Source organism: Ottowia thiooxydans (assembly GCF_040548795.1).
In the GTDB taxonomy this organism is placed as follows: domain Bacteria; phylum Pseudomonadota; class Gammaproteobacteria; order Burkholderiales; family Burkholderiaceae_C; genus Ottowia; species Ottowia thiooxydans_A.
Genome location: NZ_JBEPSH010000004.1, coordinates 80,670 through 97,579 on the forward strand (window position 1 = coordinate 80,670; position 16,910 = coordinate 97,579).

The window sequence follows — 16,910 nt, forward strand, 5'->3', positions numbered from 1 at the left end:
CCAACCATGGTGACCAACGTGCCGCTGACTGTACAAACGGCGGGTGGGGTGCTTTCGCGGACAACGCCGGCCGGGTGGCGGGGTGGCAGTCGAGGGCTTTCTAATAAGCCCATGCAGGGGCCGTCGAGCGCATCACGGTAGCTTTGCCGCCCTTGGCCTCGTCGCGATAAGCGACATAGGGCTTGCCATCGGGGCCGAATGCCAGCGAGGTGTAAGTTGCTTCACCCACCGAAAACCCTGTGCCACCGAGTGTCTCCCACGCCCCACCTACGTTGTTCAATCGCATCGCGCTGGCTTTATAGCCATGGGCCACGTCAATAAAAGCCACATAAGGCTTGCCGTCTGGGCCAAACGCCAGCGAAATAAACCCTATAGAACCTGCAGGAAACCTTGTGCCACTTACTGCCTCCCAAGCCGTACCGGAGTTGTTCAATCGCATCACGCCGGATTTCTGGCCATTGGCACCGGCTCCATAAGCCACATAGGGCCTGCCGTCTCTGCCAAACGCCAGCGAGGGGTGAATCATCTCGCTCTCCGAAAATCCTGCCCCGCCCACGGTCTCCCAGGCCGTGCCCGCGCGGTCTAAACGCATCACGCTGGCTTTTCCGCCATGGGCAGTGTCTACATACGCCACATAAGGCGTGCCATCCGGGCTGAATGCCAGTGAGGTGAAAACCGCTGCTCTTGCAGACAACCCGCCCCCACCCACTGGCTCCCACGCCGTGCTCGAGCCGTTCAATCGCATCACGCTCGCCTTGCCACGGAGTCCGTGGTCCATAAACACGACATAAGGCCTACCGTCAGGACCGAATGCCAGAGAAGTATCAGACGCGACACCTACGGAAAACCCTGCACCACCGACGGACTCCCAAGCTGTGCCGGCACTGTTCAAACGCATCACACTGGCTTTGCCGCCATGGGCGCCATCCTGATAAGCCACATAGGGCTTGCCGTCTGGGCCAAAAGCCAGCGAAGTCCCATGCACTCCGCCCTCCGAGAACCCTGACCTGCCTACAGCCTCCCACGCCGTGCCAGCGATGTTCAGACGCATCACGCTGGCCTTATCGCCTTGGGCCATGTCTACAAAAGCTACGTAGGGCCTTCCGTCTGGGCCGAATGCCAGAGAAGTGAACCCCGCCGGGCCTGCCGAAAATCCTGGCGCTCCCACCACCTCCCAAGAATCTGAAGCCGGCTGCGCAGGGGCAGCAAAGGCCTGCCACGCAAACAGCAACCACAGAAGCCCCAACCCGCAGAGGCAGCGCTTGAGCACCACAGTGCCGAGAGCAGTAGGAAAAGCTTTGCACAACGCTGAATTCACAGTGAAAAGGCAGAAATCAAAAATGATATTTTAACACCATAGTATTACTTCCAAATGCTTTGCGATAGACGCCTTGATGCCGTCCGAGGGCGTGAGACGTCGCCAAAGCAAAATACCCGCGCTTTCAACCGAAGTTTCAAACACGGGTATTGCGGTGCCGGCTAAGCCCTCTTCACATTGCGTCAGCGGCGCCTCACTGCACGCGCCCCCATCAGCGCTGCAGCCACCGCCATCAGCAGCACCATCCATTGATGCAGCGTAGGCACCGGTGTGGGTGTTGACAGAATCGGGCTGGCAGCCGGCTGCACAATGGCCAATGGGTCCGCGATGACGCCCGGTTGCGTGCTCTCAGAATCGCCCGCGCCGTCATCGGTGACCGAATAGCTCACGACCGTGCGCCCACCAGACACCTGCACGCCTGGGTTGAACCAGCTGCTGGCCTGGCCGCTGGCGGCCGGGCCCCATTTGAGCCATAGATTCTGCGCCGACACCGCCTCCGGGTAGGTGATGGTGACTGTCAGCGTATCGCCTGCACATCCAGAAGCGCGGAAGGCAAACACTCCGTTTGGCAGCGTGGCTCCAGGGTATTGCGCCTGCAAGCCCGTTTGCATCTGCCCAGTGGCCGCAGCAAAGCCAGTCTGCGCGGGGTCTATGGTGCAGCTGGCGCTGGCGCCACTGAAAGCCACGTGGACGTCACCAATCACGCCAGGCATAGGGCCGCTCCAGCTGAGGTTGGCCAAAATGCTGATGCTTTGGCTGGCATCCGTCGCAGGCTGCCATGCCACATCGCCTGCTTGACGGGCCAGCACCGTGCATGCACCAACGCCGGTCATGGTGACCGTCGTGCCGCTGATCGTGCAGACTGCGGGTGTGGTGCTTTCGTAACTCACTGGCAAGCCAGAGCTGGCCACCGCCACCGGAGCAATCTCAAACGTACTGCCCGCTGCGAAGGCACGACTGGCCACCGTTTGCGCGGGGAAGCTGATGCTTTGTGCAGCTGCGGTAGTTCCCGTCCAGCGCATCACTGTGACGATGTTGCCATGGGCACTGTCCCGATAAACCAAATAGGCCTTGCCATCTGGGCCGAAAGACAGCGAGGTGAAATCGGCTACACCCGCCGAAAACCCTGCCGCACCCACTGCCTCCCACGCCGTACCCGCGCTGTTCAAACGCATCACACTGGCTTTGCCGCCATTGACATCGTCCCGATAAGCCACGTAGGGCTTGCCATCTGGGCCTGGGCTGAAAGCCAGCGAGGTGTAATACGCCGCACCCGCCGAAAACCCTGCCCCACCCACTGCCTCCCACGCCGTACCCTCGCTGTTCAAACGCATCACGCTGGCTTTGCCGTCATCGGCATTGTCCCAATAAGCCACATAGGGTTTGCCATCTGGGCCTGGGTTGAAAGCCAGCGAGGTGTAATACGCCGCACCCGCCGAAAACCCTGCCCCACCCACTGCCTCCCACGCCGTGCCCTCGCTGTTCAAACGCATCACGCTGGCCTTGCTGCTATGGGCTTCGTCCCGATAAGCCACGTAGGGCTTGCCATCGGCGCCGAAAGACAGCGAGACGTCATTCGCCACATCGGCAGAAAACCCTGGCACACCCACTACCTCCCACCCCGAGCCCGTGCTATTCAAACGCATCACGCTGGCTTTGTAGCCATAGGCAGCGTCCTGATAAGCCACATAGGGCTTGCCATCTGGGCCGAAAGACAGCGAGATGTATTGCGCCTCGCCGGCCGAAAAACCTGGCGCACCTACACCCCCCCACGCCGTGCCCGCGCTGTTCAAACGCATCACACTGGCTTTGTAGCCATTGACCTCGTCCCGATAAGCCACATAGGGCTGGCCATCTGGGCCAGGCCCAAAAGCCAGCGAGTGGTCATACGCAACACCTGCCGAAAACCCTGCCACACCTACCGCCTCCCACGCCGTTCCCGCGCTGTTCAAACGTATCACGCTGGCTTTGCCGCCCTTGACATCGTCCTGATATGCCACATAGGGCTTGCCATCAGGGCCAGGGCCAAAAGCCAGCGAGGGGTCATTCGCCCCACCCGCCGAATACCCCGCTACACCTACAGCTTCCCACGCCGTGCCCGCGCTATTCAAGCGCATCACGCTGGCTTTGTTGCCATTGGCATTGTCCATATAGGCCAAATAGGGCTTGCCATCAGGGCCAGGGCTGAAAGACAGCGAGGTGTAGTACGCCTCACCCGCCGAAAACCCTGGCATACCCACTACCTCCCACGCCGTGCCCGTGCTGTTCAAACGCATCACGCTGGCTTTGTAGCCATTGGCAGCGTCCTGATAAGCCACATAGGGCTTGCCATCCGCGCCGAAAGACAGCGAGGTGTAGGGCGCCCCTCCCGCCGAAAACCCCGGTGCACCCACTACCTCCCACACCGTGCCCGTGCTGTCCAAACGCATCACGTTGGCGCTGTCGCCATTGGCAGCGTCCACATAAGCCACATAGGGACTGCCATCAGGGCCGAAAGACAGCGAGGTGTGAGACGCCGGACGCGCAGAAAACCCTACCGCACCCACCGCCTCCCACACCGCGCCCGCGCTGTTAAACCGCATCACGCTGACTTTGCCGCCATTGGCAGCGTCCGCATAAGCCACATAGGGCTTGCCATCAGGGCCAGGGCTGAAAGCCAGCGAGGCGTAGAACGCCACCCCCCCCGAAAACCCTGCCGCACCCACTGGCTCCCACGCCGTGCCCGCGCTGTTCAAACGCATCACGCTGACTTTGTCGCCATTGGCTTCGTCCCGATAAGCCACATAGGGCTTGCCATCAGGGCCAGGGCTGAAAGCCAGCGAGGTGTAATACGCCGCACCCGCCGAAAACCCTGCAGCACCCACTGGCTCCCACACCGTGCCCGCGCTATTCAAACGCATTACGCTGGCTTTGTTGCCATTGGCACTGTCCGCATAAACCACATAGGGCTTGCCATCAGGGCCGAAAGACAGAGAGGTGTAAAACGCCCCTCCCGCCGAAAACCCCGCTGCACCCACAGCCTCCCACGCGGTGCCCGCGCTGTTTAAACGCATCACGCTGGCTTTGTTGCCATTGACAATGTCCATATAAGCCACATAGGGCTTGCCATCAGGGCCGAAAGACAGCGAGGTGTACGACGCCGGACCCACGATCAACGACGGTAGTCCCCCCACCCGCTCCCATGGATCCGTGATGGACTGCGCATGAGCCGTAGGTGCCAGCACTGCAAGCAACAACCCTAGGACTCCTAGCAGGCGCAGCCAGCGATTCCACAGAACCGAGTCGATACAACGGGCGTGATTCTGAAACAGTTCCTGTTTTTTGAATGAAGTCATTTCCCCCCCGGCGTATATCTGGCCATGGATGCCCGTGCCTCGCCTGAAATAAATTCAGTTGACTGATTTAAGCGCGTTGCAACGCGTTTGTATGCAGCCCGAATGGGCTACACGAGGGGGTTTTTTAAGCTCTCACAACTCCGTATGAAGCCTTTTTCATTGCTGGCAATTGCAAATTGAGCAATACGGGCTCTTGATATGACAGTTTCAGCTGCTAAGCCGCCAATGCCGGGGGAAACTGCTTGCAGCTCACAGCCGCGGGTTCGAGGACTCAAACCGAAAGGCACACCTGCATCAGGCTCTCGCAGAGGCAGAGGGAGTCACCATCAGATGGTCGCCGAGCTGGCATAAGGGAAGGCACGCTAACGCTTCAGGGTGCCTAAATCTCGACTTTGGAGCCCAATTCCACCACCGCATTGCTGGGCAGGTTCATGAACTCCGCCGCCGCGCTGGCGTTGTGGTGCATCTGCGCGAAGAGCTTTTCCCGCCAGGGGGACATACCCTCGCCGAAGGTCGGGCTCACGATATCTCGCGACAGGAAGTAGCTGGTCGTCATCGGGTTGAGATCAATGCCCCGCCCAGTGATGTGTTCCAGCGCCTTGGGCAGGTCCGGATCGTTCTTGAACCCATAGTGAATGACCACCTGCCAGCAATGGCGACCCAGCGACTCCACCTCGATGCGCTTGTCCATGCCCACCCAGGGCACCTCGTGGTTGCGCACGGTAACGAACAGGTTCTGCTCGTGCAGGACCTTGTTGTGCTTGAGGTTGTGCATCAACGCGTTGGGCACCACGCCCGGCTCTGCTGCCAGGAACACAGCCGTCCCCGCTACACGCTGCGGTGGTGCAATGAAGATGGCGTCAAGAAAATCGCTCAGGCCAATGGAAGTGGCGCGCAGTGACTCATTGAGCAGAGTCCGGCCGTCACGCCAGGTCAACATCAAAGTGAAAATGGCGCCCGCAATGACCAGCGGGAACCAGCCGCCGTGGAAGAGCTTGAGCAGGTTGGACGCCCAGAACAGGATATCGACCGCAAAGAAAAATCCGGTCGCAGCCACGCACACCAGCAGCGGCAATTTCCAGGCGTAGCGGATCACAAAGAAGGTCAACACGGTGGTGATCAACATGTCCGTGGTGACAGCAATCCCATAGGCCGCCGCCAGATTGCCCGAGGTGCGGAACATGCCGACGGCCAGGACGATCAACGCAAACAAGGTCCAGTTGACCAAGGGCATGTATATCTGGCCGGCTTCCTTGACATTGGTATGCAGAACCTGCAGACGCGGCAGGTACCCCAGCTGCACAACTTGCTTGGTCACACTGAACGCGCCGGAGATAAGTGCTTGCGAAGCGATCACGGCTGCGGCTGTGGCCAGCACCACCAGCGGCAATTGGGCCCAGTCTGGGGCCATCATGAAAAATGGATTGGACTTGGCCGCAGGCTCGGCCAGCAGCAAGGCGCCTTGGCCAAAATAATTCAGGGTGAGCGCCGGCATGGCGATAGTGAACCAGGCGATGCGGATAGGCTTCTTGCCAAAGTGGCCCATGTCCGCGTACAGAGCTTCAGCACCGGTGACGCACAGCACAATAGCGCCGAGCAAGATAAAGGTAAGGCCCGGGTAATGCCAGGCAAACAGCCAGGCGTGCCAGGGGTTGAGCGCCTGCAGGATCTCCGGATGACCCGCGATCTGGTAGGCGCCCAGCACCGCGATCGCGGCAAACCACACCAGCATCACCGGGCCAAAAAACTTGCCAATGCCTGCGGTACCGCTCTTTTGCACGGCAAAGAGCAAGGTCAAGACCACCAGCGTGAGCGGAATGACGTAACTCTTGAATGCGGGAGACACCACCTCCAGGCCTTCCATAGCGCCCAAAATGGTAATAGCGGGGGTGATGACGCCGTCACCATAGAACAGGCAAGCCCCAAAGATGCCGATGGGCATCATGATGTTGCGAATGCGCGGACGGTCCGCCACAGCGCGTGAGGCCAGGGTGAGCATGGCCACCAACCCGCCTTCGCCGTTGTTGTCGGCGCGCAGCACCAGCACCACATACTTGAGGGAAACGATGGTGGTCAATGTCCAGAAGAACATCGACAACACGCCATAAACGTTGTCTGGCGTGAATTCGACGTGGCCACCGCCGAAAACCTCTTTGACCGAATACAGGACGCTGGTGCCAATGTCACCATAGACGACACCAATGGCACCTACAACCAGGGGCACCAATGCGGATTTCGAAGAGGACACAAAAAAAGCCCCATCCGGGCGGACGAAGCGGTGATTTCGAGGAGGGCTATTGTGCGCCAGCTGAGCTAAAAAGGGGAGACATCCAGCGCTTGACGGCGGGCCTTAGGCGTGAAAACAACCAGTTGCAGCCAGCACGTTCTTAGATCCGCTTGACTTTCGCTGCCCGGCTGCGCAACCTTTTGGAATGTTATAGCTCGGCGCCTGGCCGCCAACATAGCCATAGGAGTATTCGGACTGCTTTTTGATACGGGCCTTTGGCAATCGCTACCGTATCCTTGAGAGTTCGCCGCCCTGGAACTCAAATCGCACGCCATCGAACCAGATGAGGTGCTCGAGCGGTTCATGCTTCACGAGAATTCTGTCCTGTGGACGACGCGCTGATTCGGCTTGGAGTCGCCCCAAAACCTCTTCCTCAGAGAGTTCTGCCCACTCATGGATAAGCAGTGTGAACATCAAATCTCGTGCTTGCTCGGTCGAATGGTTCCCAGCTTCGGCGTAAGTGAGCGACGCCGCTCGGTCGATCCATAAATACGCAAACATGCTGCAGGCGAGAAGCGATACGACTAAGGCACCAGTGAGGATGGTCCTTGAATTAAATACGCTTTTCTTGGTCACAAGCCTCCTCCTACCACACCCTGAGCGAATGCGGCTGTAGTCCTGGTTGCCCATTACCTGGCCTTGGACATCCACCACCACCCGCACTCTCCCGAGATGGTCGCGCGCGGTTACAAACAGTTGGTTGACATCACGATTGAGTCGGTCGCTCTTGAGTAACCTACATGTGGTGCATGGCTCCGCTCAGCCCGACCTAATTAGATTTTCGCTTCCATCGTCGCCAGATTAAGAACCCATCAATAGTTAGAACGACCACAAGAACAATGGCAACAGGCCACCATTGACTGCTCATAAAGGAGAAATAAACGGCAAGTAGCACTGCCAACCAAGCCGCCGTTTGAAAGGCGATCTCCAGTATCCATGAACGCGCCCAAGATAGAAAAGGCTTCATTATCAGCGGCAGCTACACGCTGTTCGATTAGGGTTATTCAACGGGGCGCTCGGACAAATAAACCGTTGGTAGTGCGCTGGGCTTGTCTTGAGCCTGCCGAAGGATCGAAGCGTTGCGCAAGGCTTCGACAAGCTCAGCCCGAACGGTTTAGTTCGTTCAAACGCCAGCTCCGCTTGACCAAAACCATAGAAACTCAACGTGAACGGATGGTTGTGAAACCTCGCACTTCGGGAATAAAAATGCCGTTCACCGAGCCCGTCGAAAAGGACTTGCAAGGCGCTTGACCCCTTCGGCAGGCTTGGGACCCATCAAGCTCAGCGTGAGCGTTTTGATATTTCTAAAAGGCGCGTCGATGCCAAAACCGCCCGCCCTCAGCTACGGGGAGCGGTTAGCCTGGGGGAAATAAGTCAACGGGTCGATCCGTTGACCCCGGGTCAGGGGTGTGGCGGTATGTGGCTCGATGGGCTGACCGTCCGTGAAACGCCAGGCACCTTCGACGTATGGCGCTTGGCAGTCTTTGTCATCCGCACGGCAGAGCGCCGTCACGCAGCCGACAGCTTTCCAGTAAGCCAATGCCACGCTGTCTGAAGGCGCGGGATTCGCGGCAGTTCCAGTCGTGCTGCCGTGAGGACGAAAGCGCACCAGATCACCCTTTCGCAAGGGCATCGCCTGACTCTCCTCCATCGACATGAGCGAGATGACACGCAAGCTGCCGCCAGCGCCGTCAGGCACTCGCATGCCAACGGGCTGAATGCGCTGCATGAATTGTTGGTTTTCGGTAGGTAGCTCGGTCCAGCGGCCCTGGGCCTGGGCCGCACGCAGCAATTGGCTGCTTTGCTCTTCACTCAAAACCGAGTCGAGTCGGCCGATGAGGACCCCTGTGTAAGTGCCGTTGGCCAGTAGGTCGCACTCAGAGAGCGGGCAACGATGATTTTCAACTCCCGCAGCCATCGCATGCCCCTGGGGAGCAGCCCACAGCACCACCGCACAGGAGATAACTTGCACCACACGCTTGAACGACCCTTCGCTCAAAAGCCTCACGATGTTACGCATAAACCTTCGTTTTCAAAAACAGAAGATTAGCGTATTTTAGTTACCTTTTTACATTTATCTTTAAAAAACTAATACTTAATTATTTAATTTCAGATGGGTGGCACTCAGACCATGACGTTTTCCGGATCCGTCGCTTCAAGCTCGTAGCTGGCCGCTACCATGGCCAAGCGGCCAATCACGCCGTACATATAGAACCGGTTGGGCGGGCTGGCGCCGGGTTTCACACCCGAACGTGGCAGTTGGTTACCACCCGGGAAGGCCAGGGGAACGAAGTGCGCACCGGGGGCATTGAGATTCTCATCCGCGCCGCGATCTGCATGCACGCGGTAAAAACCACCGACTACGTAGCGGTCTATCATGTAGACCACAGGCTCGGCCACAGCATCGTGAATGCGCTCATTCGTCAGGACACCTTCCTGGATGAGCACGGCACCGCCGGGCATTTGGGGCGCCGTGCGGCCACGAGCTGGCTTGCGGATGAACTGATCGAGATCCTTGGCGTCACGTATGGTCATGATGCCCATGCCGCGCGTACCGCTGTCGGCCTTGACAACCACGAACGGTTTTTCGTTGATGCCGTATTCCTTGTACTTGCGGCGGATCTTCACCAGCAGGGCGTCGGTTTCGCTGCGCAGGCATTCCATGCCGGCCGGTTCATCGATGTCGATCTCTCCGCATGAGGAGAACATGGGGTTGATCAGCCATGGATCGATGCCCAGCAATTTGCCGAAACGCTTGCTGACCTCTTCGTAGGATCTGAAGTGCCGGCTTTTGCGCCGAACGCTCCAGCCAGCCTGCAAAGGCGGTAGCAAGTACTGCTCATGGAGATCTTCCAGAATACCCGGTGGCCCGGCTGAAAGATCGTTGTTGAGCAAAATCGTGCAGGGATCAAAATCTTTCAGACCCAGCCGGTAATTCATGCGGAGCGCTGGCTCCAGCGTGATTTTTTCCCCGTCCGGAAGCTTGATGGACGTAGATTTCTTGAGCGCGGGATCGATCGAGCCAAAGCGCACGCTCAGCCCGGCCATGCGGAAAATCTGCTGCAAGCGCTCCAGGCTGGCCAGGTAGAAGCTGGACGGCTTGCCGTTTTCCGGCACGATCATCAGGCCCCGCGCCTCGGGGCAAATCTTCTCGATGGCCGCCTGAGCCGCCTGCACTGCCAGCGGCAGAATATCTGGCGAGAGGTTGTTCCAGCCGTCTGGATACAAGTTGGTGTCCACTGGCGCCAGTTTGAAGCCAGCATTGCGGATGTCCACCGAGCAATACAGGGGTGGTGTGTGTTCCATCCACTCCAGGCGGAACCAGCGCTCAATCACCGGCGTGGCATCGAGAATGCGCTGCTCCAACTCGTTGATGGGACCGGTCAGAGCAGTAATGAGGTGGGGGACCATGGGCGATTGCGCTTATTGGATTAGCCCACCAGTGTAGTGGGTTTGCCTGTATGGATGATCAGGCGCCCTGTCTTGTTCTATGAACGGATTTCACCTTCACCTAGAACAACCCATTTGAGGGAAGTCAGGCCCTCGATGCCTACGGGGCCGCGGGCGTGGAATTTGTCCGTGCTGATACCGATTTCCGCCCCCAGGCCGTATTCGAAACCATCGGCAAACCGGGTGCTGGCATTGACCATCACACTGGCCGAATCCACTTCACGCAGAAAACGCTGTGCGTGCACGTGATCCCGCGTGAGAATGGCGTCCGTGTGGTGGCTGCCGTAGCGGTTGATGTGCTCCATGGCTTCGTCGAGACCTGCAACCATCTTGATGCTGATGACGGGGGCCAGATACTCCTCGTACCAGTCGCTTTCCTGCGCATCTGAAACCGAGAATGGCGTTGCGCCCGAACGCAGCAGGGCTGCAGACTCGGCATCGCAGCGCATTTCTACACCCTTGGAGGCAAAAACGGCCGCGATGCGGGGCAGGAATGCCTGCGCCACGCCGCGCGCCACCAGGAGGCTCTCCGTGGCATTGCAAGGGCTGTATTTCTGCGTCTTGGCGTTATCGACCACCTTCACGGCGAGATCCAGGTCGCATGAGTCATCGACATAGGTGTGGCAGTTGCCGTCCAGGTGCTTGATGACCGGTACTTTGGCTTCCGCGCTGATGCGCTCGATCAAGCCCTTGCCGCCACGTGGAATGATCACATCCACGTACTGGGGCATGGTGATCAGCTGGCCCACCGCAGCGCGATCCGTGGTGGGTACCAGTTGCACGGCCTCTTGGGGCAAACCGGCCGCAGCCAGCGCCTGGCGCACCAGGGCCGCAAGCGCCTTGTTTGAATCGATGGCTTCAGAGCCGCCGCGCAGTATGCAGGCGTTTCCGCTCTTGATGCTCAGGGAAGCGGCCTCTATGGTGACGTTGGGCCGGCTTTCGTAGATCATGCCGAAGACGCCGATAGGCACCCGCATCTGCCCGACCCGGATGCCGCTGGGTTGCTGCTTGAGCCCGACGATGTCACCGATGATGTCGGGCATGGCGGCGAGCTGCTCGCAGCCCTGAGCGCAGGTTTCCAGAACTTTGGGTGTCAGCTTCAACCGATCGACCATGGGCTCTGCCAAGCCGGCAGCGCGGGCGCGTTCCAGATCCCGCGCGTTGTCGATTTGCAGCGGGTCGGTATGGGCACGCAGCAGCCGCGCCAATTCGCGCAGGGCTTGGTTACGAGCGGCCGTGGAGGCGCGAGCCATGGCACTGGAGGCCTGGCGTGCCTGCACGCCGAGCAGTTGCATGGTCTCGGCGACATTTAGAGCGTTCATGGAGAGATTTTCGCAGAACCGCCGTTTTCGTACCTGAGCAGGTTCTTTGATGCCTGATAAGACGCCGTTCGGTCTACGCGTTCAGCTGGAAAGCAGCTTGCGCGCCAGCCATTGCTGAACGAGGCCCGCAACCTGCTGGCTGTTGGCATCCATCATCAACATGTGCGAGTTTCCCGTTATCCCAAGTTCGGGCAAGGACAGAATGTCCACGCTGGGGTGGCGTGCAGCAAACTCCCTGATGCGCGCACGGATGGAAGGCCACCTTGCATCCGTCTCTATCCTGTCGCCCAGGATGATCAGGGTAGGCACGTCATAGAGGGTGCCGGGCTCAGACGATGCCGGTACAGCGGCCGGCTCGAGTGCGACGACGGCACGAAACTTATCCGGCTGAGCCATGGCCAGGGTCAAACCAAACATCCCGCCCTGGGAATGGCACACCACCACGGACGGCCCTGTTCGCTCAAGCAGGGAGGCATACGCCTCCAGAATCACGCTATCGGTATGGGCCCAGCGCGGCACCATTTGGCGCACCATGCTCGGGAAGGCGTGAGCGGGAAACTGCCCCCCTCGAAAGGCGTGCTGCGTCAGCCCCTGCTCGTCCAGGCCATGGATTCCTTCACCGATACGGAAGCGCTCGAACACAGATTCAGCCGTCTGCGAGATAGGTGCGCCCCAGACGTGATCAGGCGCGTAACCGGCCCGGCCACGTTCGGCGGCATCACACAGGTAGGTATCCCATCCCTGTCTAAGAAAGTAGTTCAGCCATCCCGGGCGGCCATCGGGTGTGGTTTCCCAACAAGCGCCGGTCAAACCACCGCCATGCCAAAGTTGCAGCGGCACGGATGACAATGGTTGCGCAGGAAAGAAATACTGGGCGTACATCTGCCCCACCCAATAGGTGCCATTGGGATCCATGCGTACGGGCTCTCCGCCTGCCGCGAGAACTTTTTTGGTGATGGGCAAATCACTCAATGACAGCGCGGCTCCGCCGACATGGAATGCGCCCATGTCCCGCAGACATAGGGCAGCCCCTTCGCCAGGAGCCATGCCTGGTTGTTCTCTGTCGATGCTCATTCGGCCTTGATGTCGTTCTTGCGAATCACGGCAGCCCAATTGCGAAGCTCCTCAGACATGAAGCGACCCAGTTCTGAAGGCGACATGGGTTGCGTGACCACCCCCAGATCCTCCAGTCGTTTGCCTACGGCAGGGTCTACCAACGCCGCATTGAGTGCCTTGTTCAAGCTCGCCACGATGGGCGCAGGCGTACCTGCTGGCGCCAAAACTCCAAACCAGGGCGTGATCAGGAAATCGCTCAAGCCCTCTTCACTGAAGGTGGGAACATCCGGAATGGTGGCCGCACGCGCCTTGCTGGCCACGGCCAACGCCCTCAGTTTGCCCGCACGAATGCTTTGAAGCGATGCGGGCAGATTGTCGAAGTACATGTCCACCTGGCCGCCAAGCAGATCTCCGGCCACCTGACCAGCCCCCTTATAGGGCACATGCGCAATCTCCACGCCTGCGCGGTTACGCAGCAGCGCCAGAGCAAGGTGCGCCGAGCCACCCACGCCCGATGACGCCGCATTCAGCTTGTTGGGATTGTTCTTGGCATAGGCAATCAGCTCTTTGAGGGTCTTGGCCGGGACCTGGGGATTGATGACCAGGACGCTGGGTACCGTACCCAGCAAGGCCACAGGCTCGAAATCCTTGGCGAGATCAAACGGAGCGGGTTTGTACAGGGATGGGGCCACCGCACAATTGAAGGCACAGACCAGCAACGTGTAGCCGTCAGGTGCCGCCTTGGCCACTTGCTGCGAGCCGATGTTCCCACCAGCGCCGCCACGGTTTTCAACGAGCACCGGCTGCCCCAGTGACCTGCCGACATGCTCACCCAGGATGCGGCTCAGGATGTCCGGCGTTCCACCCGCCGGGAACGGAACGACCAGGCGAATCGGTTTGCTGGGGAAATTCTGGGCCGCCGCCGGAACCGGGGCGAGTGCCAATGTGACCAACGTGGCCAGCGTCACGAAAGCGGCGCTCGATGCGCGCTTGAGAAGCAGGGGGAAAGTCATGTTTGTCTCCAATTGCCAAGTCTTGTTGAATTGATCTTCCATTCAGGACTTTAGGAGGTGGGGCTTTGCGTGTCTAATTATGAAATTGCAAGCAATCCATATCGAATTTGGTATGCAGGAAAACCTGGCCGCGCTAAGACGTCTCGATCTGAACCTGCTCCTGACCTTTGATACGTTGCTATCTACCCGCAGCGCTACCAAAGCGGCAGTGGTGCTGCACAAAACCCAACCCGGCATCAGCCGCGATCTGGCAAAACTGCGTCACGCGTTTGACGATGCCCTGCTCGTACCGGTTAAAGGGCGCTTTGTGCCGACCGAGCGTGCCCTGGCCTTGCACGATGCTGTGAGCGCCGCCCTGCGGGAGCTAGGCAAAGCCCTGGCAGGGGCAGAGACCTTCGAACCCGCTCAAGTCACCGGCGTAGTGAACATTGGCTTGGCCGCTCACCTGGAACTGCTGCTCACCGGCCCTTTGTTGCAAAGGTTGGCCCAGCGCGCGCCGGGAGTCACCCCGATTTTTCACTCCATCCATGGCGAGTTCGATCCTGGACAACTGGATAACGAATCGCAAGATATCGCCATAGGCTTGTTCGCTGATGTGCCCGCAAGGTTCAGCTCCAAGGCGCTCTTCAGCGATGAGCGTGTCGCTGTGATGGGGCCTCGCCACGCGTTCGCGGGCCGCAAACAACTCACACTCGACGACATGGACAAAGCGCGCTGGTTTGCCTATACGCAGATGCACGGGCGGCGAACCAACTTTGACCGCGCACTCAAAGGCACCGGCAGACGAGTCCGTTTTGAAGCCTATATCGCCAGCTTCGAACTCAGTCCTCATGTGTTGATGGAAAGCGACTACGCCACCACGATGCCCGCCTTTGCAGCCATTCTTCACAAAAAGACGTTTCCCCTGACCACCAGTCGGCTGCCTCGGCCGCTGCGCCATGTCACCTTTCGCATGGCCTGGCCAAGACGACAAGACGCGTCGCCCCTGCACCGGTGGCTAAGAGCGGAGATCACTCAACTGGTTACGACGCACATTCAGAGTGGATTGATCCAGCCCTGCGCACCTGAATAGCGGCTTTTGAACGACGGCTTCAATCCACCTTGATGTTGGCCCGTTGAATCAACTCTTTCCATTTCTGCGTCTCTGCCTTCATATACGCTCCGAACTGCTCAGGAGTACCCCCGACTGGCTTCAAGGATTGGTCCTCCAGAAACTTCTGCATATCGGGCGTCTTCAGCGCGGCATTCACGTTCGCATTCAGCTTCGCGACGATGTCGTTGGACACGCCCGCAGGGGCCAGTAGTCCCACCCACGAATACACCTCAAAACCCTTATAGGTGTCTCCGATCGCAGGCACATCAGGCAATGCGGCAATAGGCTCTTTCGATGTGACCGCCAGCGGCCGCAGCTTGCCCGAGCGAATATGCCCGAGCACCGAGGTCACGCTCACGAACATGACCTGAACCTGACCACCAACAATGTCCGTGATGGCAGGAGCTCCGCCCTTGTACGGAACGTGCAGCATCGAGGCGCCCGTGATGGATTTGAAAAGCTCCGCCGTCAAATGGTTGGAGCTGCCCGCGCCAGTCGACGCATAGTTCAGCAGCTCCGGCTTGGCTTTAGCCAGTGCCACGAGTTCACCAACGGTCTTGGCGGGCACAGAAGGGTGCACCAGCAGCACCAAGGGCGAAGTTGCGATCTGCACCACTGGCTTCAGGTCTTTTTCGGAATCAAAAGGCAGCTTGTAGAGCAAGGGGTTGACGGCATGCGTATCGAACGCTGAAAGCAAGGTGTAGCCATCAGGCTTGGCACGAGCGACCTGAGCCGCACCGATGGAGCCGCCCGCGCCCGCTTTGTTATCGACCACGATCGTTTGCCCCAGCGAGGCACTGAGCTGCACGCCCAACTTGCGTGTGACGTTATCCACAATGCCGCCTGCTGGAAAAGGCACCACGACCTGAATCGGCTGGCTGGGATAGGACTGCGCGAACGCCGCTGTGGGGGCGCCCGCTGCCAGAGAAGCCGCCAGCAGTGCCAGCGAGTTGCGAACGAATTGCCTGCGGGGGGTCTGAGCGAGTGTGCGGAACATAGGTAATGCCTCGAGAAAAATAGTTATGACGACGGACTGAAAAATGGCCCCCAGGCTTCCCCACTTCACAAGGTACGCCCCCAAGGGGGCTTTTCATTTTGGGGACGGCCCAGCAATGAAAATAGCCCCCACGCTTCCCCGCTTCACGAGGTACGCTGCCCCCCAAGGGGACACTTTTCATTTTGGGGACGGCCCGGCAATGAAAAGGGTGACCGAAAGCCTCTGGACGAAAGTGTTTACGATCTATTCGTTCAAGATAGCGACCGCACGAACCCATCCTGCGGAGCTGTGCTTGATCTTGATGGGAAAGCAGCTGAGCTGAAATCCGTGGGAGGGAAGCTGATCCAGGTTGGCGAGCTTTTCCATCTGGAAGTAGCCAATATCGCGCCCCGCCTTGTGGCCCTCCCAAATGATGGAAGGGTCCCCGTCTCGTTGAAAGCGCTCCACGACGAATTTGAACGCGGCGTCCCAGCTGTAGGAGTCCGTTCCCACGACGCGCACGCCTCTTTCAAGCAAGTAAAGCGTTGCAGCGCGTCCGAACCCACACGCGCTTTCCCAATAGTCTTCCTGGCCTTGGCGCGCACCCGCACGCGTGTTGGCCACCACAATATCCAGAGGCTGAAGCTCATAGCCGATGCGCTTCAATTCCGCTTCGACGTCTTCCGGCGTGACCACATATCCTGCCTCGAAGTGACGAAAATCCAGCTTCACTCCCGGGCGCAAGCACCAATCGAGCGGCACCTCGTCAATGCCAGGACTGGCACGACCGCCGGGTTGCAGGGCATGGTCTGTGGTGGGGTGGTAGTGCCACGGCGCATCCATGTGGGTGCCCGCATGGGTAGACAGCGAAATCCGCTCCACCGCCCAGGCTTTGCCCTCCGGCAGGGATTCAGGCCCAATGCCAGGAAATAGCTTGCTGAAAAGCGGCCACGATTCATCGTGGTTGGAATATTCAATGGTCGGCCGGTGGTGCGCGGGGGAAGTCGGCTTGTCTTCAAGGGTGACCGACAGGTCAATGATGCGTCGTACCATGATTTGA

Annotated in this window: 12 protein-coding genes; 1 reads left to right on the forward strand and 11 read right to left on the reverse strand. The window is 59.2% G+C overall.

The features are described 5' to 3' along the window. Positions 1 to 100: 100 nt before the first annotated feature. The 9 genes from ABIE13_RS10050 to ABIE13_RS10090 all read right to left on the reverse strand — a co-directional run bounded on the left by ABIE13_RS10050 (position 101) and on the right by ABIE13_RS10090 (position 13,781). The gene (locus ABIE13_RS10050; protein ID WP_354443011.1) at positions 101 to 1,318 is read right to left on the reverse strand and encodes a hypothetical protein; all 1,218 of its coding nucleotides are present in this window, start codon (positions 1,316 to 1,318) and stop codon (positions 101 to 103) included. A 182-nt stretch (positions 1,319 to 1,500) separates the two neighbouring features. Further along, positions 1,501 to 4,653, reverse strand: a complete 3,153-nt coding sequence (locus ABIE13_RS10055) for an IPTL-CTERM sorting domain-containing protein (RefSeq protein ID WP_354443012.1) — start codon at positions 4,651 to 4,653, stop codon at positions 1,501 to 1,503. 379 nt (positions 4,654 to 5,032) lie between these two features. Continuing rightward, positions 5,033 to 6,901: a potassium transporter Kup gene (locus tag ABIE13_RS10060; protein ID WP_354443013.1), complete on the reverse strand. Its 1,869-nt coding sequence runs from the start codon at positions 6,899 to 6,901 to the stop codon at positions 5,033 to 5,035. A gap of 264 nt (positions 6,902 to 7,165) precedes the next feature. Beyond that, positions 7,166 to 7,516 carry an Imm58 family immunity protein gene (locus tag ABIE13_RS10065; protein ID WP_354443014.1) on the reverse strand — a complete coding sequence of 117 codons (351 nt, stop codon included), beginning with the start codon at positions 7,514 to 7,516 and terminating at the stop codon, positions 7,166 to 7,168. Positions 7,517 to 8,282: 766 nt separating this feature from the next. Continuing rightward, a complete protein-coding gene (locus ABIE13_RS10070) occupies positions 8,283 to 8,960 on the reverse strand; it encodes a hypothetical protein (RefSeq protein ID WP_354443015.1) in 678 nt (225 codons plus the stop codon). Positions 8,961 to 9,064: 104 nt separating this feature from the next. Next, positions 9,065 to 10,351 (reverse strand): glutamate--cysteine ligase, encoded by a 1,287-nt coding sequence (gshA, locus tag ABIE13_RS10075; RefSeq protein WP_354443016.1) that lies wholly within the window; start codon positions 10,349 to 10,351, stop codon positions 9,065 to 9,067. Positions 10,352 to 10,428: 77 nt separating this feature from the next. Continuing rightward, on the reverse strand, positions 10,429 to 11,712 hold the full coding sequence (locus ABIE13_RS10080) for a glutamate-5-semialdehyde dehydrogenase (RefSeq protein WP_354443017.1): 1,284 nt from the start codon (positions 11,710 to 11,712) through the stop codon (positions 10,429 to 10,431). A gap of 81 nt (positions 11,713 to 11,793) precedes the next feature. Beyond that, positions 11,794 to 12,786, reverse strand: coding sequence for a hypothetical protein (locus ABIE13_RS10085; RefSeq protein ID WP_354443018.1), 993 nt, complete (start codon positions 12,784 to 12,786; stop codon positions 11,794 to 11,796). Further along, a complete protein-coding gene (locus ABIE13_RS10090) occupies positions 12,783 to 13,781 on the reverse strand; it encodes a Bug family tripartite tricarboxylate transporter substrate binding protein (RefSeq protein WP_354443019.1) in 999 nt (332 codons plus the stop codon). The genes ABIE13_RS10085 and ABIE13_RS10090 overlap by 4 nt, the downstream gene beginning before the upstream one ends. 79 nt (positions 13,782 to 13,860) lie before the next feature. Between ABIE13_RS10090 and ABIE13_RS10095 the strand changes: the two genes are divergently transcribed. Continuing rightward, on the forward strand, positions 13,861 to 14,853 hold the full coding sequence (locus tag ABIE13_RS10095; RefSeq protein WP_354443020.1) for a LysR family transcriptional regulator: 993 nt from the start codon (positions 13,861 to 13,863) through the stop codon (positions 14,851 to 14,853). 19 nt (positions 14,854 to 14,872) lie between these two features. Here the strand turns inward: ABIE13_RS10095 and ABIE13_RS10100 are convergent, their stop codons facing one another. Together ABIE13_RS10100 and ABIE13_RS10105 are read right to left on the reverse strand one after the other, a co-directional pair. Then, positions 14,873 to 15,871, reverse strand: coding sequence for a tripartite tricarboxylate transporter substrate binding protein (locus ABIE13_RS10100; protein WP_354443021.1), 999 nt, complete (start codon positions 15,869 to 15,871; stop codon positions 14,873 to 14,875). A gap of 243 nt (positions 15,872 to 16,114) precedes the next feature. After that, on the reverse strand, positions 16,115 to 16,903 hold the full coding sequence (locus tag ABIE13_RS10105; RefSeq protein WP_354443022.1) for a cyclase family protein: 789 nt from the start codon (positions 16,901 to 16,903) through the stop codon (positions 16,115 to 16,117). Positions 16,904 to 16,910 lie beyond the last annotated feature (7 nt).